A 25,748-nucleotide genomic window follows, 5' to 3' on the forward strand; every position below is an offset into this window, starting at 1 on the left:
GCGCGGGTTTCACTGATTGCGTTTGATCACGTGAAACCCGAACGGCGTCTCCACCACGCCGCTCGTCTCGTCCACCTTCAGCGCGAATGCCGCGTCGCTGAAGGGTTTTACCATTCCATCCGCCTTGAACTTCCCGAGGCTCCCGAGCCTCTCCACCGTCGCCGCGTCGTCCGAATACTCCTTCACGAGCGCCGTGAAATCCTCGCCCGCCTTGGCCTTGCCGGCGACCTCTTCGGCCCTCTTTTTCGCGTCCGCCTTCGACCGCGTCACCGTCTTCGGCGCGTTCTTCGCGCCCTTGTAGGCGACGAGCACGTGCTGCGCCGTGATCCACTCCGGGGGTTTTTCCGGCGCGGCCGCTGTTTTCTCGGGCGTGGGCGCGGCCGTCGGCGCAGGCGTGGGCGAGGGTGCAGCCGCGGGCGCCGCGGACGTGGCGGGCGCGGGCGCTGGCGGCCGCGGATCCTGGCAGGCGAGGAGCAACGCGGGAACGAGCAGGAGCAGAGAGCGCGGGGAGAGCATGGGGATCCTCATTTCGTCATCGTCTTCGAGAAGACCACGGCGCCGTTTCTGTCGATGAACTCGAACGAGAGCTTGGGCCCGTCGAACTCCATGTAAGCGAACCCTTCGAAGCCATCCGAGAAGTAGAGCTGTTTCTCGTCCGTCGGGACGAAATCGAACGTGTCGCGCGTCTTCGCACCCGCGCCGCTCACCACGAAATACGTGCCGGGGCAATCGCCGTCACGGCCCCTGTCGATGAACTCCAGGTTGTGGTCGTGCCCGGTCATGAACATGTCCGCGCCGCAATAGATCGCCTTCTGGAACGCGAACAGCCCCGCGATGCCGAGCAGGTTGTTGTCCCAGAAATGCTCGCCCGACGTGAACCGCGGGTGGTGGCCGACGACGATCTTCCACGTCGCCTTCGCGTTCTTCACCCTGGCGCTCATGTCGTCCTTCTGCGTGCCGTTCAAAAAGTCGACCGTGTCGAGCGCGAAGAGATGCACGTGGCCGATCTTCACGTCGTACCACGCCGCCGGCATGTGCCATTTCGCGCTCGGCCGCATCCCGGGGCCACTCCCGAGCGGCAAGGACGCGTAGTCGATCTGCGCTTGCTTGTTCCCGCTCGACGTGGGCCCGTGATCGTGGTTGCCGAGCACCGCGTAAAACGGCACGCCGTCGAGGTGCGGCCGGTCGTACGGCTCCTCGAATTTCGCGGCCCATTGCGGGTCGTCCACACTCGCCACGCCGTTGTCGTAGAAGTTGTCGCCGTTCACGAGCACGGCGTCGCAGCCGCCCACCTTCTCGCATTTCTCGCTCATTCGATCGGCCACGGCGTGCTGGGCCTCGTTGCCCTCGCCCGTGTCGCCGATCGCGAGCAGACGGACCACCTTCGCCGCCGGCCCTCCGCCCGAGCCACCATGGCCCGTGCTCGACGTCGACGAGCCGCCCGTCCCGCCTGCACCGCCCGTGGCCCCCGCGCCGCCGCTCCCGGCGCCGCCGTTCCCCGCGCCGCCGGCGCCCGACGCGCCCGCGCCGGTCGTCGCGGTGCCGCCCGTGGTCGTGGACGTGTTCACCGCGTCCCCCGAACTGCAGCTCGCGATGCCGAGCGGCACGAAGCAGCACACGACGAGGGACGAGGCGAAGAGGCGCCACGTCCGCGAAAGAGAGCGTCCGGAGTCGGCCATGGAGGCAATGTACACAATTCGTTCGCGGATGTCGTTATGATAGGCTCTGCCCCTCCGCCCCCATGAGCGCAGAGCCCCTCGTCGTCGCGAGCTCGTCCATCGAACACCGCCGTCCCCGGCTCGGCGGGTGGCTCATGCGCGCGGGATTCGGCGCCTTCGTCGGGCTCCCCGGGCTCATCGTGACGATCCTGGCGATCGCGGGGGCGAAGATGGCCGACGCGTCGGTGGCCCTCTCGGCGGTGCTCATCTTCCTCGGCATCCTCGGGTTATTCGTCGCGCCCGTCGTGTCGCTCGCCGGCGCCGTCCTCACGTCGTTATCGCTTCCGCTGCGAAGCTCAGGCGTGCTCCGGGCCGATGGCCAGGGCCTCGTGGTCGCGCAACGAGGAAAGGAACACCATTTCGCGCGTTCGGCGATCGAGGGCGGGCTCGTCCTCCCGGGCACGCGCCTCGATGGAAAACGCCCGCGGGTCGAGCTTTACCTTCGCAACGGCTCGGCGCTCACGGCCGAGGTCCCCGACGGCATTGCGGCGCATCGGCTCCTCGACCGGCTCGGCATCGACGCGTCGCGACGGCGCGTGGCTGTCCTCTGCGGCTCGGCGTACCGGCCCCTCGTCACGGGTTGCGTGAGCCTCCCGATCGTCTGTGTCCTCTTTTTCATTCCCCTCGGTTATCTCGTCACCGAATATCCCGGCGCGCATTGGCCCACGGGCGCCTTCGCCTGGGCCGTCATGCTCACGATGTCCTTCATCGTGCGGCTCACGCGGCCGCACGAGATTATCGTGGGCAGTGACGGATTACGCATCCGCGGCGGCTTCGTCGATCAATGGATCCCGCATTCACTGATCCGCACGATCGAGGAGAAGCAACGCGAGCTGTTCCTCGAAGTGGGCGAGGCAGGCAAGCCCACCCGGCGGGTCGAGGTCGCGACGGGCGACCCGAGCTTCATCATGGCGGTGGCCGGCCGGCTGCGCCTTGCGATTGCGCTCGGGTCGAACGGTGCGGGCGGCCCGCCCGTGGGGGCGGAGCTCGACCCTGCGGGCAAGTCGTTCACGGAATGGAAGGACAAACTCCAGGCCCTCCTGCTCAATGCGGGATACCGGAAATCCGCCGTGACGCACGAGGAGCTCTTCTCCGTGGTCGACGATCCGGACCTGCCGCCGGGGCAGCGGCTCGGGGCAGCCATGGCGCTCCGGATCGCAGAGCATCCCGACGCGCGTGTGCGCATTCGCGTGGCCGCGGATGCATGCGCGGACGAGGCGATGAAGCGCGCGCTCGAAGAAGCGGCCGAGGGCGAGCTCGGCGAGCGCACGCTCAGGCGTGTCCTCGATTGAAAGGTCAGTTCACGTCGCGGTCGTGGAGCAGCAGGAGCGTCTCCGGGTCGCGCCGGTAGACGAGCTCGCCGTCGTCCGTGACGTCGAGCTTCGCGAGGTCGTCCCGCACGAGCCCGTCGAGCGCGCGCTCGGCGTCACGCGCGTTCGGCATGCAAAGCCTCGCGGCGACCTCGCGGGCCGTCGCGCCGCCGCGCAGAGCGTCGAGCAGCGCCGCGCGGCTCACCGCGTCCGCGCGCCGCGCGGCCTCGGCCTCCTCGATCGCGCCGAGCCCGCGCCACACGAAGCTGACGCCCACCACGAGCGGCAAGAGGCCATACAGGACAAACCCGAGCGCGATCGTCAGGATCGAGGGGGAACGCAGGGCGGAGAGCCACCCGACCGCCCCGAACGCGCTCGACAGCGCGCCCACCGTGACGAGGGTATTCCCGACCAGGCTCTTGCGCCCGCTCCCGCGGCTGGACGTGCTCTGTGTACCCATCATCGTTTCGCCGGTCGCCCTGGGGCAACGGGCACGCCATTCGAGGCGAGCGGGCAGAGGATGGGGAACCGTCGCGCTCGGAACCTGGAAAGAGCTGATATCGAGGCTTCGATTCCGGGATTGCGCCGCGTCGCGGGTGAACCTGGAAAGACCGGGGGCGGCTGCTTTCTGGAACGAGCGGCCGCGGCCTTCGCGCGGGGGCGCCTTCGGCGCGCGGTCGCTCGCCGGGGCGGGGACGAGGTTCACCATGATCGGAGGGAGCTACCTTCGCCGCGGGGCGAGGGCCAAGTCTTCTACGCGCCTCGCCAACCGAGCAACGCGCTGCGCCAGCGGGGCGGCGGGGGTGCTCGCCACGGACATTTGCGACGACATTGACGAACGCGTGCCGGAACCGCGTCGAAATTGTGACGTCGTCCCGTTCGCCGGGCTTGACGTCACGCCCGCTCGGCTGTTCCGATCCGCGGCTTGGAGGGCAGAGGCATGCGAAACGGGTGGTTTTCTTCGGGCGTCTCGAGGGTCGTTTGCGCGGCGGCGCTGTCCGGCGCGCTGATTGCAGCCTGCTCGGCGACGGGCGGCAACACCGAATTCGGCGATTCGAGCAGTGAGAATGGCTCCGGCGCGGGCAACCCCGGAGGCAATGGTGGCAATGGCGGCGACGGCGGCGGCTTCATCCCCGGCGCCGGCGGCAACGGCAATCAGGGCTCGGGCGGCGACGATAGCTGCGCGGCCACGAAGAACAAGGCCGAGCAGGTCCCGCTCGACATGTACATCATGTTCGACCAATCCGGCTCGATGAGCGACAGCGCGGGCAACACCTCGAAGTGGAACGCCACGAAGAACGCGCTCAAGGCGTTCGTCGAGCAGCCCTCGGCCGCGGGGATCGGCGTCGGCATCCAGTACTTCCCGCAATCGAGCGGCGTCATGTGCCCCCTCGTCCCCTTCTGCGCCACGGACGCCGAGTGCGGACCTGCCGCTTGTGGCCCCTGCACCGTGCCCTTGCCCGGCTTCCCGGGCGTCTGCGAGGGCATCGGCGGCGATTCGTGCAAAGCTGCCGATTACGCCAAGCCCGACGTACCGATCGCCCCGCTCCCGGCGGTCGGCACGACGATCATCTCCTCGATGGACAACCACTCCCCGGGCGGCGGCACCCCGACCTCCGCGGCGCTCGAGGGCGCGGTCGATTATGCCAAGCAATGGGCGACCCAGAACCCGACGCACACGGTGATCGTCGTGCTCGCGACCGACGGCGAGCCGGCGGGGTGCAACGACGATCTCGCCTACATCAACAACATCGCGGCGAACGCGCTCGCCGGCGTCCCGAGCATCAAGACGTTCGTCATCGGCGTCGGCAACCTCGCGGGCGCGCTGAACGGCATTGCCGCCGCGGGCGGGACCGGGTCGGCGTTCATCGTCGACGCGAACCAGGACGCGACCGACAAGTTCATCCAGGCGATGAACGAGATTCGCGGCGCGGCGCTCTCTTGCTCGTACCTCATCCCGCAACCTCCGCCGGGCGAGGACATCGATTACAATGCGATCAACGTCGAGTACACGCCGGAGTCGGGCATCTCGGTCATCATTCCGCAGGTGAAATCGGAGGCCGAATGCCCTGCGGCGGGGCTCGCCTGGTACTACGACGTGCCCGGCGCGCCGAAGCAGATCATCCTCTGCGACGCGACGTGCTCGCAGGTCGCCAAGGACACGAAGGCCGAGATCGACGTCCTCGTCGGCTGCGCAACCATCGTGAAGTGAGAATGTCACGGAATCGAGGGTTGACAGTCGTCCCGCTTGCTTCGTAGCATCCGAAAATAGCGGAGATGCATCGAAGAGCGCGCGCTTTCTTTCCTTTCCTGTGGACAACCATCGTCCTCGCCGGGTGCTCCGGCGGGGGCGCGGAAGGCACGCCTTCGGGCACCGGCGGCTCCGGCGGCGCGGGCGGCGGCTCGTCGTCGTCGACGGGCGGCGCCGGAGGGCAGGGCGGCGCGGGCGGCGCGACGTGCGGGCCCTGCGGCGACCATGCGAGCTGCGACGCGAGCGGCGCCTGCGTTTGCGACCCGGGCTTCGTGAACGACGGCGGCGATTGCGTGGATCTCGACGAGTGCACCGAGCAGCTCGACGATTGTCATCCGACCGCCGCCTGCACGAATACCGTGGGCTCGTTCACCTGCGCTTGCCCGCCGGGCACCGTGGGGGATCCGAAGACCGGCTGCGAGGAGCGGTTCGTCGAGATCACCGCGGCCGCGTATCACACCTGCGCGCGCCGTATGGATAACTCGATCTTCTGCTTCGGCGCCGGCGGCGGCGGCAGGCTCGGCAATGGCCTCGGCGCGAACCAACCGGCGCCCGTGCAGGCCGGCGCGGCGGACAACTGGATCCGCGTCGTCGCGGGCTCGGCCCATACCTGCGGGATCAAGAAAACCGGCACGCTCTGGTGCTGGGGTACGAACAATTTCGGCCAGCTCGGGCTCGGATACACCGACAACCAGACGCTCCCGGCGTGGCTGTCGCTCGAACGCACGTTCTCGAGCGTCGCCGCGGGCGACAACCATAGCTGCGCCGTGGAGAGCGACGGCGGGCTCTTCTGCTTCGGCCGCAACCAGGCGGGCCAGCTCGGGCTCGGCAATCTCGACAACAAGCTCGAACTCTCGCCCGTGAGCCTCGATCCGCTCGCGGCGACGCCGGACAAGGACTGGAAAGAGGTCTTTGCCGGCCGCGACACGACGTGCGCGACGAAGCAGGACGGGCGGCTTTATTGCTGGGGGCAAAACAACGAGCTGCAGGTTTCGAAAGTCGGCGGCGGCTCCGTAACCGCGCCGTTCCTCGTGGAGACGGCGCCGATGGCGGCGGACGCCGACTGGGCGACGGCCTCGATCGGCTTCACCACGTGCGCCGTGAAGAAGGACGGGCGGCTTTATTGCTGGGGCCGCGGAAACGAGGGCCAGCTCGGCACGCCGCTCGGGCCGGCGACGGCGGCGCCGGTGGCGATCGGCGCGGGCAAGACCTGGAAGCGGGTGCGTGCCAATGCCTACCACATCTGCGCGCTCGACGATCAGAACGCCCTCCATTGCTGGGGCCGGAACCAGGCCGCGCAGATCTCGGGCGAGGCGCCAGGCTGGGTGACCGCGCCGATCGACGTCGCGCCGGGAACGAAATGGCTCGATTTCGCGGTCGGCGTCGTGCACAGCGGCGGCGTCACCTCGGACGGCCGCGTGCTCACCTGGGGCTCGCGCATCTTCGGTCAGCTCGGCGACGGCGCGATGAGCCTCTGGCCCGCGATTGCCAACATCGGCGCGGACACGACCCATACGAACGTCGTTTCGTATGGCGAATCGGCTTGCGCCTTGAACGGGGCCGGCGAGCTTCAATGCTGGGGCAACAACGAGAGCGGCCAGCTCGGCTTCGGCGACAACAAGACCCGCGCTGAGCCGGCCAAGGTCAATTTCGAGGTCGCCGCGAAGGTCGCCCTCGGCCGCCAGCACACGTGCATGATCACGGCCACGGGCAAGCTCGCTTGCTCGGGCCGCAATGTACAGGGCCAGCTCGGCCGGGGGACGAACACCCCGGCGACCACGTTCGCCGAGATCCTGAAGACGGGCAAACCCTACGAAGCGCTCCAGTGGAAGGAGATCGCCGCGGGCGAGGAGCATAACTGCGCCATCGCCACGAACGGGACGCTCTGGTGCTGGGGGCGCACGAACGAGGGACAGATTGGCCTGAAAAACCCGACCCTCGGCAATCTGATCCAGCTCGAGCTCGTCGCGGGCGAGGCGCCGCCCACCGATTGGGTGAGCGTGGCGGCCGGCCAGTTCCACACCTGCGCGACCCGGGCCACGGGCACGCTTTATTGCTGGGGCCGGAACGTGGAAGGCCAGATCGGCAATGGAGCGCCGGCGGCCGGCAAGACCGCGCCGTATTCGCTGGGCGACGACTGGAAGGGGCCCGTGGCGGCCGGCATCAACCATACCTGCGCGATCAAGAAGGACGGCACGCTCTGGTGCTGGGGCCGGAACGCGAACAACCAGATCGGCGACAACACGAACGTCGACCGGCCGTCCCCTGTGAAGATCGGCGCGGCCACGGATTGGACCTTCGTCATCGCCGCCAACGCATCGACGTGCGCGGGCAAGGTGGGCGGTGGATTGCAATGCTGGGGCGCGAACAACGTCGGCCAGCTCGGGCTCGGGGACACGGGCCAGCGCAAGGTGCCGACCGCGCTCTCCGGGGCGTTCGTCGCGGCGACCCTCGGCTTCAACCATGGCTGCGGCGTCACGCAGGCCGGAAATCTCGCGTGCTGGGGGTCGGGGGAAATCGGTCAAAATGCGCGCGGCGACGGGCTCGCGTTCGCGCCCGTTCCCATTGCGGCGTCCTATTGAGTTGAGCTGAAGGAGATCGGTTTCGATGTTGCGAGGCGCAAGGGCTCGGGCGTGGTTCGTCCTCGTGTCGCTCGCCGCCGCCGCGTGCGGGGGCGGCGGCGGAGCCGCAGGCGGGAACGGCGGAGGCGGAAGCGGCGGCAATGGCGGGAGCGGCGGCAATGGCGGGAGCGGCGGCGACCCGTTCGCGGTCAACGAATGCGCGCTCGGCCTCGACGACTGCGCGCCCGACGCCGAATGCGTCGACACCCCCGGCTATTTCACCTGCACTTGCAAGCCCGGGTACGAGGGCGACGGCAAGACGTGCGTGGACGTCGACGAATGCACGACGCTCCTTCACGACTGCGACACGAACGCGACGTGCTCGAACACGCCGGGCGGGTTCGATTGCGCGTGCCCCGCGGGCTTCTCGGGCGACGGCAAGACCTGCGACGCGAAGTACAAGTCCGTGTCGGCAGGGCAATACCACGCCTGCGCGATCCGCACCGACAAGACCCTGCATTGCTGGGGCCTCAACACGAGCGGGCAGGTCGGCACCGGCACGTCGGACCAGGTCTTTTTGCGCCCCGTGCCCGCCTCTGGCGCGGCGAACTGGGTCTCCGTGAGCGCGGGCGGCGCGTTCACCTGCGCGCTCGACGAGAACAAGCGCATCTCGTGCTTCGGCTCGGGGAGCGTCGGCCAGATCGGCGACGGCCTCGGCGTCGCGCAATCGACGCCCGCCATCGGCGCGGGCGGCTACGAGGACTGGATCGCCTTGAGCGCCGGCTCGACGCATGCGTGCGGCATTCGCACGGGCGGCGCGCTTTATTGCTGGGGCCAGAACAACCGCGGCCAGATCGGCGACAACACCACGACGAACGCGCTCTCGCCCGTGCTCGTCGACGCGGGCCCCTGGTCGATGGTCTCGGCGGGGACCGAGTTCACTTGCGGCGTCAAGGCGAACGGGACGCTTCATTGCTGGGGCTTCAACAATGCCCGCCAGCTCGGCGACGGCACGAACGCCGGGCAGCGGCTCGTGCCCACGCAGGAGTTCACGGTCGCCACCGACTGGGCGAGCGTGTCGACGGGCAATGCGTTCACCTGCGGCACGAAGACCGACGGGACGCGCCATTGCTGGGGCACGAACTCCTTGGGGCAGGTCGGCGACGGCTTGCTCGCGACCGTCGTCACGCCGAAGGCCGCGGACATGGCCACGGATTGGTCTGCGAACCTGGACGTCGGTGACCTCGCCGGCTGCGCCCAGAAAAAGAGCGGCGAGCTTCATTGCTGGGGTGATGGCAGCGTCGGACAAACCGGCCAGCCGGACAACGAGGGGCCCACGCTGACCCCCTTGCCTGTCTCCAACATCAGCGACTGGGTCTCGTTCTCCAGCGGCCTGCGTTTCGCCTGCGGCGTACGGCAAACCGGCGATCTCCTCTGCTGGGGCTCGGCGAGCCGCGGCGCCCTCGGGGCGGGTTTTTCCGCGGACCGGACCGACGCCACACCCATCTCCGCCGATACCGACTGGGAGCGCGTCGACACGCAGCTCGACAATGGCTGCGCCATTCGCACCGGCGGAAAGCTCTTCTGCTGGGGCCGCAACGTCTACGGTCACCTCGGCGACGGCACGACGCGCACCCGCGTCACACCCGTGGAGATCGGCGCGGGCAAGATCTGGAAGCGCGTCACGCTCGGTCGCACACACACCTGCGGCATCGCGAGCGACGGCGGCGGCCCGGACATCCCGTATTGCTGGGGCCTCGACGGAAATGGCGAGCTCGGCAATGGGCCTACCGTGACGAGCCAGAACGTACCCACCGCCGTGAACTCCACCGTCGGCAACGATTCGCCCTGGGTCGAGATCGCGGCGGGGTACAACCACACCTGCGCCGTGCGCCAGGACAAGACCCTCTGGTGCTGGGGCCGCAATGCGAGCGGCCAGCTCGGCGACGCCTCGACGACGACCCGGCCCGATCCGAGGTGGATCGCTCAGGCCGAGCCCGCCGATTGGCTCGACGTCGTGGCGAGTGGCGATTTCACCTGCGGCCTCCGCGAGGGCGGCAACGTGTTTTGCTGGGGCGTGAACAGCCTCGGCCAGCTCGGCCAGGGCGACACAGTCTCGCCCGTGAACGTGCCGAAGGCCGTCCCGGGGACGTACACGGCGATCGACGCGGGCGCGAACCACACCTGCGGCGTGCGCCTCGACGGCAAGCTCTGGTGCTGGGGCCGTAACAACAACGGCGAGCTCGGCCTCGGCAATGCCGTCACGCCGATCGCCACGCCCACGCAGGTCGGCAATGCGACCGACTGGGCGCGGCCCTTCCTCGGCCAAGGATTGACCACCTGCGCGACGAAGAAAAACGGCGACCTCTATTGCTGGGGCGTCGGCTCCTTCGGCCAGCTCGCCCTCGGCAACCTGTCGAGCTTCAATGCGCCGCAAAAGATCCCGAGCCTCAGCCCGTGGAACGTCGTCTCCCTCGGCAACGAGCATACCTGCGGCATCGCGCAGGACGGCGTGCTCTCCTGCTGGGGCGCGGCGTATTACGGGCAGCTCGGCAGCGGCATGCCGTTCCTCTCGACGCCGACGCTCGTGCTCGATCCCATCTGAAATGAAAAAGGCCTCGCCCGGTCGTCCGCCGGGCGAGGCCTCTCTCTCACCGTCAGGCCATCAAGGGTTCTTGAGCATTGCCTTGATGAGCTTCGGATCCTGATTCGAGATGTGATCGTAGGGCAAACCCGCGGCCGTGAGGATGGTCGCGTGCACGTCCGACGGTTTCACGACCGTGCCCATCTCGTCGTCCGGCGCGCCGGTGTCGAGGTTGATCGGGCGCACGTCGTAGTTCGTGTCCTTCGTCGCGCCGATCGCGATGTTGCCCCGAATGCCCTTGCCCGCGACGAGGCAGGCCGACGCGAGGTGGTGATCACGTCCGCCCTGCGGGTTGATCCGGGGCGTGCGCGCGAACTCCGAGAAGCAGAGCAGCGTCGTCCGGTCCCAGTAGGGTTTGCCGTTGTTGTCGAGCGTGTTCTTCAGGTACGTGATGAGATCACTCACCGCGTCGAAGCCCGCCCGCTGCCGCGCCGGGTGGTTCGACGGCCAGTCGTCGTCGAAATGGGCGTCGGTGACGTTGACGAGCCTGAGGAGCACGACCTGCGAGATGCCATTCACGAGCGCCTGCGCCGCGAGCGCGGCCTGGCCCTTCGGCTGGCCCGCGAGTGTCGCTCCCGGGTTCGTCGGATTCACGCCGAACGTCTCGTAGAGCTTCGCGAGCTGGCTCGTCGCCGGCGGGTTCGGTTTGAAGTCGAAATGCTTCCAGAGTCCGCCGTTCGCCAGCGTCTGCGCCGAGCGCCACGCCGAGAGGTGCGTCGAGACCTGCCCGCCCCGAGCGTCGAGCTGCTGGTGCAGGCAATACTCGTCGTGGTGGAACTTGGAGGCCGCCTGCTCCACCTTGCCGTCGAGCGAGAGCGACGCATTGAGCGGCCGGAGCACCTGCAACATCTCGTTGTAGCTAGGCACCGAGAGGCCGCTCGCGAGCGGCGAAAGCCCCTCGTTGTACGTCTCCGCGCCGCCCGTGACGAGATTCGGAATCTCGTGATGCTCGAGCTGGCCCGAAGCCGCCGCCCACCACGTCTCCAGGGAGCTGCCGCTCGCGGCGAGGCCCCGCGGGAACTTGCCCGTGAGGAAATACCGCCGCCCGACCTCGTGCGTCAGCGTGCCCATGCTCATGCCACGCACGACGCAGAGATCCTTGGAATGCGCGGCCGCGAGCTTCGACATCGTCGGCCCGTAGGCGACGCTCGAGCCGACGGGCTTCACGAGGCCCGTGCCGCCCGTCTCGTCCTCGATGACCTTTTTCGTCGGGCCATCGGTGACGAGGTCGAAGCCCGTGTAAATGCCGCCCGCGAACTCGCCGTAATCGTGGTGGTTGCGCGGGTCGAGGCAATACAGCGTATCCCAGCCGCCCGCGAACTCGCACATCACGAGGAGCGGGGCGCTGTCCGGATCGACGTTGTCCGCGCGCGCGTGGCGCAGGCCGAGCAGGCCGTCGAGGAGGAGCGCGCCGCTCGCGGCGCCGAGCGCGCCGAGGAGCGTGCGTCGTGAAATCTGGCCTTTCTGGCTCATGGCGTGTTCCTCCTCAATCGTTGTGGAAAAGGGGAGACTCGAAGAGCGTGACGCACACGCCCCGCCATCCCTCGGCCGCTGCCGTGATTTCGCCGCCGTTCGGCGACGAGACGCTCGCCACGCCCGCGTCGTAGACCGCGCGCAGGTTCGTGACCATCGAATCGTCCGCCGCCACGCGCAGGCCGAGGAAGCGGAGCACGAGGTATTGCAGGTTCTCGTTCACCTGCGCGTCGGTCGCGGTCCCGTCCACGGGCGCCTTCGGGAAGAGCGCGCGTGAATCGCCCGAGCGCTTCATGTCGTTCTTGGCCATCTGCATGCAGATGTCGCGCGCCGCGTCCCCGACGAACTTGAGGTAGAGCGCGTTCGAGACCGTGCTCTCCTCGGTCGACGTTTGATAATCGGGCCGGCCGAGCGCCTTGCCGAATGCGAGGTCGCTGAACCCGTCCCGGGTATTGACACGCCAGAGGATCGGGGCGCCATAAATGTCATTGCCGGCGACCTTGCTCATGGCCGCCTGGAGCGTATCGATGCGCAGGCGCCGCACCCCGCGCGCGGGGCCGGGCAGCGTGCCGCCGCCGAGGTCCACGGGGGCATTCTCGGTTTCACCGTTCGCGGCGACCGCGGGCGCTTCCCACGGCTCCTGGGGATCGGCGGACGGCGCTTCTTTCGTGCACGCGGCCGCGGCGAGCGCGATGAGCGCGCAGAGGGAACTGAGGCGAGACGCGCTCATGGCAACCTCCGGTAGGCGGGCAGCTCGACGAGATCCCGGACCGCCTGACGAATGTCGTCGTGGACCCGGAACGCCGCGGCGATCTTGGCGAGCGCGTCGCCCTCGTAATCACTCGTCGTCGGATCGAGGTTCGGCTCGCGTTTCATGAGGTACGAGAAGAGGTGCTCGATGGCCACCTCGTGGAACCGACCGCTCTCGAGATCGGCCTTCACGAGCTCGGCTGGACCCGCCTCGAAATTCGGCTCGAGCTCCGGGTGCTCGTCGTCGGCGTATTGAAGCGCCTTCAACCTGTACGTCCGGAGATCGGGGTCCGTCTGGTCCGAGACCGGCACATAATAGCGGTCGCACCACCCCGCGTTTTGCGGCGCGGTGCCCTTGGCGCAGGCCTTGCGGGTCGGGTATTCGCGGGCGAAATCGTGCAGGGACATGCTCCCGGCCTCCGTGAATTGACCGAAGTGCGCGGCGAGCGGCTCCAGCGTCACGTGGCAGCTCCGGCAAACGCAGCGGCGGGTGAGGTCGTCGCCTTCTTTCTCGCAGTTCGTGTCCTTCGTGCTCGGCGGCTGGAAGTATTGCCCGAGGAACGCGATCCGGTAGCGATTCGCCCGTCCACGGTTCGTCTGGAAACGCAGCAGGAATGCGGGCAGCGTGATGAGGCCGGCGTGCGGCGCCTCGCGGTCCACCGCGACCCAGGTATCCACGTCCGTGAACGCGAGCTCCGGCAGCGGGCCGTCCGAGGGCTGGTGCTCGTTCTGGGTGCGCGAAAGCGTCTGCCGCTGCGCATGGTAGCGGAAGTAATGGGCGAGCGGACCATTGTAATGCACGCGCCTCGTCGTGAGCAGCCCGGAGTACGGCTGCGTGCCGTCCGTGTGCTCATCGACGAGACGGAGCACCTGCTCGCGCAGCGCCGCGAGCACGAGCGGCTGCACGATGCCGGCCGGCATGCAATAGCTGAGCTCCGGCCCGCAGCCGCAGGTCTTCGCCTTGCCCGTGGCCATCAGGTGATCACACGAATACGTCCCCGCGTCCGGATCCCCGGGCGGCAGGGTGTACGTCTCCGTCGCCTGGGCGTCGAACGCGCAGACCTTCACCTTTTTCGCCGGGTCGGCTTCCCAGAAGGGATGCACCTCGACCCAGCCCTCGGCGAACCACTCGCTCACGCCGTCGCTGCCCATGGATTCGGTTTTCGGCAATCCCGTCACGGGATCGTAACCGAGGGCGTCCTGGGGCTTGTTCTGGCAGGTATGCGTGCCGTCGCCGCCGCGATAAAGCGCGCTCTTCCCCGCCCCTGGGACGAAGTAGACCGGGCTCCCGTCGTAGTTGACGGTGTTCAGTGAAAAGTTCACGTCGGCGAGGGCGATGTTCGGGTTCGTCCAGAGCAGGCTCTCGTGATAACGGCGCATTTGCACGCGAAACGCGTCACTCGCGAGATACTCGTCGAGGAGCGCATCGGGTAGCTCGGAGAGCCCCGCGACCGCGTCGTACTCGGCGACGTCGGGCACGGTCCCACGCAGATCGATCGAGAGGCGTCGGAGCTGCCGTTCGATGGGCAACTCCCGGTGCAAGAAACATTGCTCTCCGTCTTCGGCGAGCGCCACGGAAGGCGCAGCCGCGAGGAGGGCGAAGCAGAGCGCTTGCCAGCGTCGTTTGCTCTTCATGATACAGCTCGGGGCAAAAGGAGGGGGGCACCGCGGGCGAGAGCGGGCCACCTTCCAGTGGAACCGAGCCATAACGTTTCGTCAACCATCTCTTGGGAGTGAGGACGAAATTTGTTATCCTGCCAGGTTGTGTTCGACTCCCCCCATCTACAGTTCCACCGAAGAATACCGCACAGGCGCCTTTCGAGCCTCATTGCGATGCTTGCCGTGATCACAACGGCGGCTTGCGGCGAGGCCCCCCCCACGAATGCCGGCCCCGAAGGCCCCCCCGAGCTCGCCATCGTGCACGGCGCGCCCGCGACGCCGAACGCCGAGCCCGAAAGCGCCACGTTCACGATCGAGGGATACTCGACCGCGATGGGCAGCCAGGGCGCGTTCGTCGCCGTGGGCACGACGACGGGTGTTTACGAGCTCGCAGCGGCGGGCCCGACGCTCCTGCCGATCGTCGGCGACGCGCCCGATCTCCCGAGCGAGACAGGCGCCGTGCGCGCGATGGCCGGTTATGAAAACGGCGTGCTCGTCGCGGCCGAGGGCGGCGTGTTCTTCACGCCGGGCGGTGTGCTCCAGCGATCGCTCGGCACCGCGGAGCTCGCGCCGCTCGGCATTCAGGCGATGCGCGCGCGTGTGGCCGACGACGACGGCGACGGGACGGCCGAGACGCACCTCGCCATTCGCGGCGAAAAAGGAGCCTATGAGCTCGGCGGCGGGGCGCTCGTGACCTGGACCGTGGAGGGCGAGGAGGGCGCGCCCACGGCCGTCCTCACGCAGAAGGAGCGCGTGTATCTCGCCTATGGCGAGCGCGTGTACGAAATCGACAAGGCGAGCGGCAAGGCGTATCCGCTCGTCTTCGACGTGGGGTTCGTCCGGGCCATGGCCTGCGGGAGCCTCGCGTGCGAGGACGGCTCGCTCGTGTATTTCGCCTCCGACGCGGGACTCGTCGAGCGCTCGCCGAGCGGCGAGTATTCGCTTTATCCGCTCGCCGCGGAAGGGGGATCGGCGGTCGGAATCGACGCATTCGCGCTCGACGCGAGCAAGCAACGGCTCTACGCGCTCGCGGGAAGCTGGGTCCTGCGCGTGCGCGCGGGCGAGGTGCCGGAGGTCGTGGCGACGCTCGGGCCGGCGGAGGCGCCGCGCTCGCTCGCCGTCGACAGGATTGGCGACGTGTATGCGGGCGAGGGGACGATGGCGCGCAAGCTCGCGCTCGGCACCCCGCTCTCGTTCCTCACGGACGTCAAGCCGATCATGCGCGAGTATTGCGCCGATTGCCATGGTTCGGGGACGCGCGGCGCGCCGAAGATCGATTTCGAGAACTACGATGTCGCGCTCGGCCTCGTCGATCGCGTAGTCGCGCGCGTGGCCGAGGACCGATCGATGCCGCCGCCGAACTACGAGAAGAAGCTGCCGGCGGACAAGATCGCGATCGTGAAGGAGTGGGCGATCACGAAGGCGCCTTGAGGCGGCTCACGGGCAATTCGCCCCGCAGGAGAGCGTTCCTCCGGGGCACGTGATCGGCGGCGTTCCGCCCGGGCACGTCACCTGGCAGCCGCCGGCGGGGCAATCGACCACGCACGTGGTCATGCATTCCACGATGCACCCGCCCCCGCCGCAGTGGAGGTCGCACGTGCCCTGGAGGCATTTCTGCGTGCAATTGCCGCCGGCACAGTCGAGCACGCACGTGGGCTGGGTGCACTCCTGCGTGCAGCCCCCGCCCGCGCAGGCCTGGTTGCAGGTGCCGCCGCTCTGCTTCGTGCAGGCCTGCGTGCAATGGCCGCCCGCCCCGCATTCGAGCCGGCAGGTGTCGCCCTCGCAGGTTTGCAGGCAATCCGTGTCGCACGACGCATCACAGAGGCCCGCCTTGCAGGACTGATCACACTGGCTTCCCGCGCAGACGAGCCCGCAGGACGGGCTCGTGCACGTCTGCGGACACCCGACGCTGCAATCGAGCGCGCATGTCTCGTCGCTCTCGCATGACTGCGTGCACCCGCCCGCGCTGCACCGCTCGCCGCAGACGTGGCTGTCGCAGCCCTGGGTGCACGACGCGAGGTCGCACGTCATCACGCACTGGCTGCCCGAGCAGAGCTGCGCGCAGCCGCCGGCGTTGCAGTCCATGCTGCAATCGAGCGTGTCCGAGCAGGTCTGATCGCACCTGCCCGTCTCGCAGGTGAACGTGCAGTCCTCGTTCGTCGCGCAGCTCTGCTCGCAGCCACCTCCTTCGAGGCAATCGAGGGTCGTCGAGCCCTCGGGAATGCAGGCCGCTCCGAGCGCGGAGACCCATCCGAAGAGTGTGATCGCCAGGAACGTCCGCATGATGAGGCCGAGACGTCAGGAACGGTAACGCGCGTCGTAAAGGAACGCGCGCTTCGTGATGGCTTCTTTGCCGTCGGGATTGCGCACGACGACGTCGACCATCTCGCCATTCTTGCCCGGCGGCGCCTTGACTTCGAGTGTCGAGGCCGAGACGAATTTGACGCGTTGGGCAGGCTTGCCGCCGAAGAGCACGGCCGACTCGGCGACGAAGTTTTTGCCCTCGATGCTGACCTCGGTGCCGCCCTCGACCGAACCTTTGTTGGGCGCGACGGAATCGATCGCGGGGGCGGGCGAGGGGTCGTAGCGGAATGCATTCTTCACGACGGTCGTGCCCGCGTCGCCGCGACCGACCTCGACGTCGACGAACCCCGACGCGCGCGACGGCGGCGCCACGAGCTCGATCGTCGTGGCCGATCGGACCACGGCGCGTTTCGGCGCCTGCCCGCCGATGCGCACGAACACGTGCTCATCGAAGAAATCGCCTTCGAGGACGATCCGCGTGCCGCCGACCATGGGACCATTGCGCGGCGTGATGCTGTCGACGCGCGGCGCCGGGCGCGACTCGTACGTGAATGCATCTTCGCGGCGCACGACGACGCCGTGCCGATCGACGAGCTCGATCGACACGAGGCCCGGCTGCGTCCGTTGCGGCAGCTCCACCTCGATCTCGTGCCGCGACCGCGTCCGCGAAATGGCTCGCACCTCGCCGACACGCACCACCGTATCCGCCTCGAAATTGTCGCCGACGAGCCGGATCGTCTGCCCGCCCGCGCAATACCCGCGGTCGGGGCGCACCTCGACGAGCAGCGGCGGCGTGGGCTCGGCCTCGTACGTGAATGCGCCTTCGAGCTTCGCGATTTGCCCGTCGGGATTCTCGATTTCGAGGTCCACCGGTCCCGGCTCGTTTGCCCGCGGGGTCACGAGCTCCAGCGATTCGGCGCTGCGGAACGTGACGGCCGCTTGCTTGCCACCGAGGCGCGCCACGCATTGCGGATGGAAGTCGACGCCGGTCACGGCGACGCGCTTCGAGCCGCCGATGAGGCCCGACGCGGGCGAAACCTCGCGCACGTGCGGCGTCGCGAGGCGATAGGTGAAGAGCTCGGCCGCGAGCGCGGAGAGGCCATCGGGGTTCGTCACGCGGAGCTCGCCGTGGAAGAGCTGTTCCTGCGGCGGCGTGACGAACCGGATGCGCGAGGCGCTCTCGAAGATGACCTCGGGCGCGCGGTTGCCGAAGAACGTGATGCGGCAGCCGTCCTCGAAGTTGCGGCCCTCGACGACGATCTCGGTGCCGCCGCGCGGCGAGCCTTCGAGCGGGGAAAAACGCTCGATCGCGGGACCCTCGTCGTAGACGATCTGGATGACCGCGCGCTGTCCGTCGGGGTTTTCCACGACGATATCGACCGCCCCCGGTGCGTGGGGCGGCGCCTCGATCTCCAGGGTAAAATCGTCGAGTCGTTTCGGCTTCGTACAATCGTCGCCGTCGACGAGCACGCGGCAGCCGTCGGCGAAGTTCGCGCCGTAGAGCGAGATCTTCGTGCCGCCTTGCGCCGACACCTTCGCCGGCCGCGCCGCGGTGAGCATGGGCCCCGGCGCGCCCATCATCGGCGGAGGCGGCGGCGGCTCGGTCCCGCGCTTTTCGGACGTCGCACCCTCTTCCGCGGCCGGCTCCGTCGCGGGTTTGTCCACTTCCTTTTCGAGGTCGAGCGCCGAATGCATCTCGAGCCGCACCGGCGGCTTGTCGACGATCGCGGGCGGCGCGACGATCGCGGGTTTGTCGACGATCGCGGGCGGCTCGACGATCGCCGGCACATCCGGCGGCAGCGGCACCGGCGGGGGCGGGAGCGGCGGCGTGTCGAGTGTGGGTTTGTCCACGAGCGGCGGCGGCGCGACGCTCACGGGTTTGGCGCGGGGCTCCCAGAGCTCGACGTCACGCCCCTCCGGGTCCTTGAGCGACGCGAAGAGGCCGGAGGGCCTTTCGAGGATCGGCCCCACGTCGATGCCGTCCTCGCGCAGGCTCGACGCGACGGCTTGCAGGTTCGGCACGCGCAGCGACAGCGCGCACTCCCTGCGGCCTCGCGGAAGGGGTTCGAGCGCGAGATCGATCACGAGCGAGGTCCCGCCTGCGCTCACCGACTCGTAACGCCGCGTCCCCTCCACCCGATCGAACGAGAGCCCCGCGGCGCGCCCATAAAAGGCGCTCACGGCTTCGGGATTCCCCGCGTAGAGGACGATCTTGCCGAGCCCGAAGGTTGCCATCATCACACCCGAAACGCCCTTTCGTCGCGCATGGTAACAGAGCTCTGGGGTCGTGGAAGGCTCTTCCCTTGACGGCGCGCGACAAGGCTGGCTTCCTCCGGGACATGTCGCTGGCATCGTATTTCCCGACACTCGAAACAGCGCGCGTGCAGCTCCCGCTGCCGGCCGGGGAGCCGGTCTCGGTGGAGCGGCTCGCGATGCTGGTGGTTCACGCGGCGTTGATCCGGCGCACGAGCTGGGCGGAGGATACGGAGATCGCGCCCGCGACGCTCGAACGTGGCGAACCGCCGCCGCCCGACGATCTCGAGATCCACCACCACGTGCGGATCGACGCGAGCCTCGGGGGCGGCCCGTGCACGGCGTGCACGCTGACGCCGGGCAAACGGCGCTGCCGCATCTGTGGCGGCTCGGGCACGGTCTTCTTCACGACCTGCTCGTGCGACGGTGGCTTCATCACGTGCCCGACGTGCGGCGGCGCGGCGAAGTCAAACCGGGTGCGGCTCCGCTATTACACGGACACGCCGGCCTTTTTGAGCGAGGCCTACATGCCGTCGCACATCACGACGGTGCCGCCGCTCTTCGGTCTGGAGAGCCGCATGGAGCAGGACATCCAGTTCCAGCAGGCGTTACCGGAGGAGCTGCGCTGCCACGACCTCACGGGCCGCGTGGCCGCCTCGGCCTATCGCGGCGGCGAGCGCACGGTCCGCCCCGATTTTCACGGCCACGATTTCGGCGACACGATCGACAAGGCGCTCGCGGGCCTTTCGGCGATCGGCGCCGGCGCGAGCGTGGTACGCCACGTGATCCGGGCCTATGCATGGCCGTTCTTGCGGGTCCAGTGGGCGATGGGGGAGGACCTCGCGATTTACGTGGACCGAATCGGGAGTATCAAGGTGTTCGGCGCCGACGCCGTCGCGCTGGGCCGCGATTAGCCGGCTCCTCGGGGAGTCCGTAAGGACTGCCACGGCCCCTCAAAACTTTTACGCCCTCTGGAACCCCGCTCTCTTGCCGGCCTGGCAGTGCGTCCACTATGACGCACAGCACCATGACGCGCGTGCTGACCGAGCTCATCGAGCTGCTCTCGCTGGAGAGGATCGAAACCAACCTGTTTCGGGGCCAGAGCCAGGATCTCGGCTGGGGTCAGGTCTTTGGCGGTCAGGTCCTCGGCCAGGCGCTCTCTGCCGCCGCGCAGACCGTGCCGCCCGAGCGCCAGGTCCATTCACTCCACGCGTATTTCCTCCGCCCCGGCGACGCGCGCAAGCCGATCGTCTACGACGTCGATCGCATTCGCGACGGGCAGAGCTTCACGACCCGCCGCGTGGTGGCCATCCAGAATGGCCAGCCCATCTTCAACATGTCCGCCTCCTTCCAGGTCGAAGAGGAGGGATTGGAGCACGCCGATGGCATGGAAAAGGTCCCAGGTCCGGACGGGCTCTCGAGCCAGCAGGAGATCTGGAGCCGCCTGGCGCACAAGATCCCCGAGCCTTTCCGCACCCGCGCCGTCGCCGAGCAGCCGATCGAGATTCGCCACGTGAACCCGATCGATCCTTTTCGCCCTGAGAAAAGAGATCCGCACGAGGCCATCTGGATCCGCGCGGCCGGGCCCCTGCCCGACGATCCGGCGCTGCACCGGTACTTGCTCGCGTATGCGTCGGACCACGCCTTCGTCACCACCGCGCTGCGCCCCCACGGCGTCACGTGGTTCGATTTCTCGATGCAGGTCGCCAGCATCGATCACGTGATGTGGTTTCACCGGCCCTTCCGCATGGATGATTGGCTCCTGCACGTGATCCACAGCCCGTCGGCATCCGGGGCTCGTGGGCTCGTGCGGGGCAGCGTCTTTTCGCGCGACGGGCGGCTCGTCGCGTCCACGGCCCAGGAAGGGCTCTTGCGCAGGCGGAAGAGGGGGTAGAGAGGGCCCCGCTCCCGGGCCGCCCGTTCGCTCGTGTCCTTCGCTCTCGCCGCGAGGCGACCCCCTCGCGTCACGGTGACGCGCGCCCCTCGGTTCGACGAAAACGCCTTCGCGTTACGCCGACGCGCGCGCCTCGCCTCGTGCCGACCCCTTCGCGTCGTCTCGACGCGAGGCCCCGAGCTCGGCGCCGACCGCTCTGCGTGGCCTCTCCGCGCGGCCCTGGCCTCGCGCCTACCCCCACGCGTCACGGTCACGCGCGCTCGTCGCTTCGGTCCCGACGCCTTCGCGTCGCGGTGACGCGTCCCCCTCGCCTCGCGCAGGCCCGCTCGCGTCGCTCCGAACGTCGAACTCCTGCTCTTCCCCGAATGAAAAACTACGGCCCTCGTTCAACGGGGACCCGCCGACGCGATGGCGCGGCAGGGATTCCGAAACCCACCAGACCGGGCCTTGGGCCCAGGGATGACCTCATGCGCAAGTATCGCAGCAATGCCTCGTCGATCGTTCGTTTCGAGTATGGCGTCGAGCTCGCCGCCGGCCTCTCCTCGTTCCCCGAGATGGCCTCCGCCGCCGCCGATATCCAGACCGTCAACGAGGCCCTCGCGGTCCAGCACGACAAGCGCCGTGCCCTGCAGGTCCCCGTCATCAGGACCCGCGCCGCGCTCCGCTTCGGCGAGTATAGCGTCGAGCGCGTCATTCGGTTGGCCCTCCGCGCCGCCGAAATGGAGGACGGTGGCAGGCGCGGGCGTATCTGCGCGAGCGTCTTTCCGAAGGGATCCCGGCCGATCCTCGCCCCCGTCGGGAAACGCCAGGTCAAACCATTGCGCGAGCTCGTCGAGCGACTGGCGAATTCGAAGGTCGTCGGCATCGACGCGTATCGCGCCGCGTGGCTCCCGAAGCTGCAAGCCGCGCTCGCGAGCTTCGAGGCGGCCGTCGCCGCGCACCTTTCGGCGCTCACTGCGCATGACGAGGCCTTCAAGCTCGAGGTCGCGCTCCGAGAAGCGCACCACGATACCGTCGACCGGATCATGGGCCAGGTCCGCGCCACGTTCCCGCGCGATCGCGTAACCCAGGACGTCATCTTCCCGGCCGTCGAGGAGGCCAGTATCGTCACCACCACGAGCGAGGACGACGGCGCGCAAGACCCGCTTCCCTCGCAGCCCCTCCCGCCCGCGGACGCCTGATATCGACCGGCGCGGCGCTCGCCCCGCCCCGCAGAGCCCGCGCGCCCCCCTCCCCGCCGCTTCCCCCTCGCCTCGACACACCCATCCACGTTCGGTAGACTTTCCCCCATGAGCTTCGTCGCTCACGATGCCGACCGCGCGTCCCCTCGGCGCATGACGCTCGAGGAGTGGGCCGCGCTGCCCGAGGATGAGCCGGGGGAGCTCGTCGATGGCGAGCTCGTCGAGGAAGAGATGGCCGGGTACGTCCACGAGGTCGTCGTCGTTTGGCTCGCGCACCTGCTTCGTTCCTGGGCGCTCGCGCATGGAGCGCGGGTCGCGGGGTCGGCCGGGAAGTTCGCGGTGTCGGCCACGCGCGGGCGCATGCCGGACCTCACGGTGTACCTCGCCGGCGCGCGCCGCCCGCCCGCGGAAGGGCCGATCCGCGTGCCCCCGAGCATCGCCGTCGAGGTCGTCTCGTCGACCCCCCGGGACGCGCGGCGCGACCGCGTGGAGAAGCTGAAGGAGTACGCGGCGTTCGGCGTGAAGTGGTACTGGATCGTCGATCCGGCGCTTCAATCGTTCGAGATCCTCGAGCTCGGGCCCGAAAACGAATACATCCACAAGGTCACGTCGACCGACGGGCGGATTGAATCGGTTCCGGGATGCGCCGGGCTCGTGATCGATATCGATGCCCTGTGGGCGGAGGTCGCCGAGGTGCGTGCCGAGGGCGAGGGCGAGTCGCCGGAGAAAAGCTGATCCTCAGCGTCTCGGTCATCCCGGCCGATCGCCCACGATCGTAGCGCGCTCCATCTTGCGCACCGCCGGCCAGTAATCCTGGACCGCGTAATGCTGCGTGCAGCGATTGTCCCAGATCGCGACGCTGTTCTTCTTCCAGCGAAACCGCACCTGATACTCGGGGATCTGCGCCTGGCTGATCAAATAGCTCAGGAGCTGGCTCGCCCCGGGCGTGAAGTCCTGGCCGAAGCGCACGTTCGCCGGCGTGTGGAAGTTGACGAAGTGCGTGGTGAACGCATTGACGAACAGGCTCTTTTCGCCGGTCTCCGGATGCGTGCGCACCACCGGGTGCTCCGCATCCGGAAAGCGGTCCCTGAGCGCGTGGCGCTTCTCCATGGGCATGACCGCGCCGAAGGTCGCCTCGATGCTGTGCCTGGCGCGTAGCCCGGCGATCTGCTGCTTGATGGGCTCGGGCAGCCGGCGATAGGCCTCGACCATGTTCACCCAGATGGTGTCACCGCCGACGGCCGGCGTCTCGACGCAGCGCAGGACGCAGCCCATCGGCGGCGCTTCGCGAAACGTCGCGTCGCAGTGGTAGGCGTTCTCGTAATGCTCCGGTGGGCTGTTCAGGTCCTTGTAAATGCGGACCAGCCCCGGATGGTCGGGATCGCTGCCGGCGACGGGGTGGCCTTCGAGCTCGCCGAAGCGCCTCGCGAAGGCGACGTGGTCGGCGCGCGTGATGTCCTGATCTCGCAAAAACAGGACCCGGTGCTTCAAGAGGAGCGCCCGGATCTCCGCGAAGAGCACGTCATCGCGCGCGGCGTCGGCGAGGCTCACGCCGCTGAGCTCGGCGCCGATGGTGCAGGTCGAGGGCGCGACCTCGATGGTGCCGCCCGTCGCCGCGCGGGCAGGGGCGGGAGTGGACGATGCTGACGTTTCCATGTCGAATTTCTCGGGTTTTCAGACGACGAAGATCGACGATCCCGTCGTCTTGCGTGATTCGAGGTCGCGGTGCGCCTGCGCCGCGTCCTCCAGCCGGTAGCGCTGGTTGATTTCGATCCGGATCCGCCCCGCCGCGACGTGACCGAACAGCTCTCCGGCGAGCTCGGCCTTTTCCGCGGGATCGGCAATGTAATCGGCGAGCGCCGGGCGCGTGACGAAGACGGAGCCTTTGACCGCGAGCCTCGATACGTCGAGCGGCGGCACCGGGCCCGAGGTCGTGCCCACGCACACGAGCAGCCCGCGCCGCTTCAGGGAATCGAGCGAGCCCGTGAACGTGTCCTTTCCGACGCTGTCGTACACGATCGATACGCCGGCCCCACCCGTCAGTTCGCGCACGCGCCGGGCCACGTCCTCGCGGCCGTAATGAATGACGTGGTCGCAGCCGTGCGCGCGGGCGATTTCTGCCTTTGCTTCGGTCGACACCGTACCGATCACCGTGAGGCCGAGGAGCTTCGCCCATTGCGATACGATCAGGCCCACGCCGCCCGCCGCCGCGTGCAAGAGGACGCTGTCGCCGGCTTTCAGGGGCCAGATGCGGCGCAAGAGGTAGGCGGCCGTGAGGCCCCGCATGGTCATGGCCGCGGCGGTCTCGGGACGGATGCTTTCGGGCAACCGAATCAGGGGCGCCGCCGGCAGGGTTCGCTCGGTGCTGTACGCTCCGAGCGTGTCCAGAAAACCGGTATACGTCACCCGGTCGCCCGGCGCGACGTTCGTGACGCCTTCGCCGACCGCCTCCACCACGCCGGCGGCCTCCACGCCAATCCCGCTCGGGAGCGGCACCGGATAAAGCCCCGTGCGAAAGTAGGTGTCGGCAAAGTTGAGCCCGACGGCGACGTGACGGACCCGGGCCTCGCCGGGACCCGGGTCGCCGACGGCGACCTCCTCCCAGCAGAGGACCGAAGGGCCGCCGGTCTCGTGAAATCGAACCGCGTGGGCCATGGAAATGCCCCCCTTGGCCTTCGCTAGGCCGCCATGCGCCGCGGGACCCCGCGCTCGCCTGCCTTGCGATTGGGCGCATACCCGAGCTTTGCCAGGGTTTCGTCGGCATCCTTGTAAAACTCGCCGATCTTGTAAATGCGGCGGGCCTCCTTGCCGGTGGCCACGTCGCGGCCGAGCTCGCGCGCGATGCGGACGAGCTGCTCGATTTGTTGCACGGAGGTCATGCGCTGCCCCTTGCGCCGCCACAACGTGTCCTCGATGCCGCAGCGGGTGTGCAGACCCATCGCGATCGCCATCGTGTTCACGGGGAGCACGTTCCGCATGACGGTCTCCAGCGTCAGGCAGGCGCCGTTCGGCACGCGGTGGATGAACTCCATCATGTTGTAGGGGTTCGGCCCGTCGAATCCGCCGCCGATGGCGACCCAGGTGAGGTTGAGCGGCCCTGTGTAGGCCCCGCGGCGGAGGAGGCGCTCCACCGTCTCGAGCTGGGGGACGTTGGCGAGCTGGAAATGGGCCTGGATGCCGGCGGCCGAGAGCCGCCGGAGGTGCTCTTCGACCCAGGCCGGGCCGGCCGGCACGGTCATCTCGCGGTAGGCCTTGTACACCTCGGGCCGCGCGAACGAGCTCCCGGCATAGTCGTCCTCGGTCATCAGCTCGACGATGTTCATCTGGCACGTGTTGATCGCGATCGTGACCTGATCGGGCTTGGGCGAGAGCTCGGCCAGCATGTGGCGTGTATCATCGCTCAGCCATTTCGCCTTTTCCCCTTCGGTCTCCGGGGAGAAGGAGATCGAGCCGCCGACCTGCAGGATCATGTCGGGCACCGCGTCGCGCAGCCCTGCGAGGAGCTCGTTGAACCTGGACAGGCGCTTGGAACCCTTGCCGTCCGGCTCGCGCGCGTGCACGTGCAGCACCGTGGCGCCGGCGTTGTAGCAATCCACGGCTTTCTGGACCTGCTCTTCCATCGTCACCGCGATGTCTTCGGGAAAATCGGAGGGCTCCCACTCCGGTCCGTACGGCGCCACGGTGATGACGAGCTTTTCCTGGTTCTCGGGGAACAGAGAGTCATCGAGAAAGTCCATGGGGATCCCCGTG

The 25,748-nt window shown here is 68.5% G+C and carries 20 protein-coding genes; 9 read left to right on the plus strand and 11 right to left on the minus strand.

The annotated features are described in order from the left end of the window. Positions 1-9: 9 nt before the first annotated feature. On the minus strand, positions 10-528 hold the full coding sequence (locus KEG57_RS07040) for a peptidylprolyl isomerase (RefSeq protein ID WP_272458307.1): 519 nt from the start codon (positions 526-528) through the stop codon (positions 10-12). After that, on the minus strand, positions 525-1,679 hold the full coding sequence (locus tag KEG57_RS07045) for a metallophosphoesterase (protein ID WP_272458308.1): 1,155 nt from the start codon (positions 1,677-1,679) through the stop codon (positions 525-527). Before KEG57_RS07045 ends, KEG57_RS07040 begins: the two co-directional genes overlap by 4 nt. A gap of 62 nt (positions 1,680-1,741) precedes the next feature. Here KEG57_RS07045 and KEG57_RS07050 point away from each other — a divergent pair, with 62 nt between their 5' ends. Further along, on the plus strand, positions 1,742-3,010 hold the full coding sequence (locus KEG57_RS07050; RefSeq protein WP_272458309.1) for a hypothetical protein: 1,269 nt from the start codon (positions 1,742-1,744) through the stop codon (positions 3,008-3,010). A gap of 4 nt (positions 3,011-3,014) precedes the next feature. Here KEG57_RS07050 and KEG57_RS07055 read toward each other — a convergent pair whose 3' ends face one another. Next, positions 3,015-3,491, minus strand: coding sequence for a hypothetical protein (locus KEG57_RS07055; protein ID WP_272458310.1), 477 nt, complete (start codon positions 3,489-3,491; stop codon positions 3,015-3,017). Between the two features lie 477 nt (positions 3,492-3,968). Between KEG57_RS07055 and KEG57_RS07060 the strand changes: the two genes are divergently transcribed. From KEG57_RS07060 to KEG57_RS07070, 3 genes are all read left to right on the plus strand, one after another. Further along, positions 3,969-5,240, plus strand: coding sequence for a vWA domain-containing protein (locus KEG57_RS07060; RefSeq protein ID WP_272458311.1), 1,272 nt, complete (start codon positions 3,969-3,971; stop codon positions 5,238-5,240). 65 nt (positions 5,241-5,305) lie between these two features. Next, entirely contained in the window at positions 5,306-7,861 is a 2,556-nt protein-coding gene (locus KEG57_RS07065) for an RCC1 domain-containing protein (RefSeq protein ID WP_272458312.1), read from the plus strand. Between the two features lie 25 nt (positions 7,862-7,886). After that, positions 7,887-10,445, plus strand: coding sequence for an RCC1 domain-containing protein (locus tag KEG57_RS07070; protein ID WP_272417273.1), 2,559 nt, complete (start codon positions 7,887-7,889; stop codon positions 10,443-10,445). A 60-nt stretch (positions 10,446-10,505) separates the two neighbouring features. Here the strand turns inward: KEG57_RS07070 and KEG57_RS07075 are convergent, their stop codons facing one another. From KEG57_RS07075 to KEG57_RS07085, 3 genes are read right to left on the minus strand one after another with little or no spacing between them, the layout of a single operon-like run. After that, complete coding sequence (locus tag KEG57_RS07075; protein WP_272417274.1) at positions 10,506-11,957, minus strand: DUF1501 domain-containing protein; 1,452 nt, start codon at positions 11,955-11,957, stop codon at positions 10,506-10,508. A gap of 13 nt (positions 11,958-11,970) precedes the next feature. Further along, the gene (locus KEG57_RS07080) at positions 11,971-12,687 is read right to left on the minus strand and encodes a hypothetical protein (RefSeq protein ID WP_272417275.1); all 717 of its coding nucleotides are present in this window, start codon (positions 12,685-12,687) and stop codon (positions 11,971-11,973) included. Continuing rightward, complete coding sequence (locus tag KEG57_RS07085) at positions 12,684-14,342, minus strand: hypothetical protein (protein ID WP_272417276.1); 1,659 nt, start codon at positions 14,340-14,342, stop codon at positions 12,684-12,686. Before KEG57_RS07085 ends, KEG57_RS07080 begins: the two co-directional genes overlap by 4 nt. A 198-nt stretch (positions 14,343-14,540) precedes the next feature. On the opposite strand from KEG57_RS07085, the gene KEG57_RS07090 reads away from it, so the two are divergent. After that, positions 14,541-15,797: a hypothetical protein gene (locus tag KEG57_RS07090; RefSeq protein WP_272417277.1), complete on the plus strand. Its 1,257-nt coding sequence runs from the start codon at positions 14,541-14,543 to the stop codon at positions 15,795-15,797. Between the two features lie 6 nt (positions 15,798-15,803). On the opposite strand, the gene KEG57_RS07095 is transcribed toward KEG57_RS07090, so the two are convergent. Both KEG57_RS07095 and KEG57_RS07100 read right to left on the minus strand, forming a co-directional pair. Continuing rightward, the gene (locus tag KEG57_RS07095) at positions 15,804-16,649 is read right to left on the minus strand and encodes a hypothetical protein (RefSeq protein WP_272417278.1); all 846 of its coding nucleotides are present in this window, start codon (positions 16,647-16,649) and stop codon (positions 15,804-15,806) included. Between the two features lie 15 nt (positions 16,650-16,664). Further along, a complete protein-coding gene (locus KEG57_RS07100) occupies positions 16,665-18,908 on the minus strand; it encodes an IPT/TIG domain-containing protein (RefSeq protein ID WP_272458313.1) in 2,244 nt (747 codons plus the stop codon). Positions 18,909-18,973: 65 nt separating this feature from the next. Here KEG57_RS07100 and KEG57_RS07105 point away from each other — a divergent pair, with 65 nt between their 5' ends. From KEG57_RS07105 to KEG57_RS07120, 4 genes are all read left to right on the plus strand, one after another. After that, the gene (locus KEG57_RS07105; RefSeq protein ID WP_272458314.1) at positions 18,974-19,837 is read left to right on the plus strand and encodes a DnaJ-like cysteine-rich domain-containing protein; all 864 of its coding nucleotides are present in this window, start codon (positions 18,974-18,976) and stop codon (positions 19,835-19,837) included. A 98-nt stretch (positions 19,838-19,935) separates the two neighbouring features. Further along, a complete protein-coding gene (gene tesB, locus KEG57_RS07110; protein WP_276072122.1) occupies positions 19,936-20,817 on the plus strand; it encodes an acyl-CoA thioesterase II in 882 nt (293 codons plus the stop codon). A gap of 467 nt (positions 20,818-21,284) precedes the next feature. Next, entirely contained in the window at positions 21,285-21,998 is a 714-nt protein-coding gene (locus KEG57_RS07115) for a hypothetical protein (protein ID WP_272458315.1), read from the plus strand. Between the two features lie 108 nt (positions 21,999-22,106). Next, entirely contained in the window at positions 22,107-22,733 is a 627-nt protein-coding gene (locus KEG57_RS07120; protein WP_272458316.1) for a Uma2 family endonuclease, read from the plus strand. 15 nt (positions 22,734-22,748) lie between these two features. Here KEG57_RS07120 and KEG57_RS07125 read toward each other — a convergent pair whose 3' ends face one another. The 3 genes from KEG57_RS07125 to KEG57_RS07135 are packed head-to-tail and all read right to left on the minus strand — an operon-like array spanning position 22,749 to position 25,735. After that, positions 22,749-23,654: a TauD/TfdA dioxygenase family protein gene (locus tag KEG57_RS07125; protein ID WP_272458317.1), complete on the minus strand. Its 906-nt coding sequence runs from the start codon at positions 23,652-23,654 to the stop codon at positions 22,749-22,751. Between the two features lie 18 nt (positions 23,655-23,672). Continuing rightward, positions 23,673-24,653 carry a quinone oxidoreductase family protein gene (locus KEG57_RS07130; RefSeq protein WP_272417291.1) on the minus strand — a complete coding sequence of 327 codons (981 nt, stop codon included), beginning with the start codon at positions 24,651-24,653 and terminating at the stop codon, positions 23,673-23,675. Between the two features lie 23 nt (positions 24,654-24,676). Then, complete coding sequence (locus KEG57_RS07135) at positions 24,677-25,735, minus strand: beta-keto acid cleavage family enzyme (protein ID WP_272417292.1); 1,059 nt, start codon at positions 25,733-25,735, stop codon at positions 24,677-24,679. Positions 25,736-25,748: the final 13 nt, after the last annotated feature.

It is taken from the genome of Polyangium jinanense, from assembly GCF_028435365.1.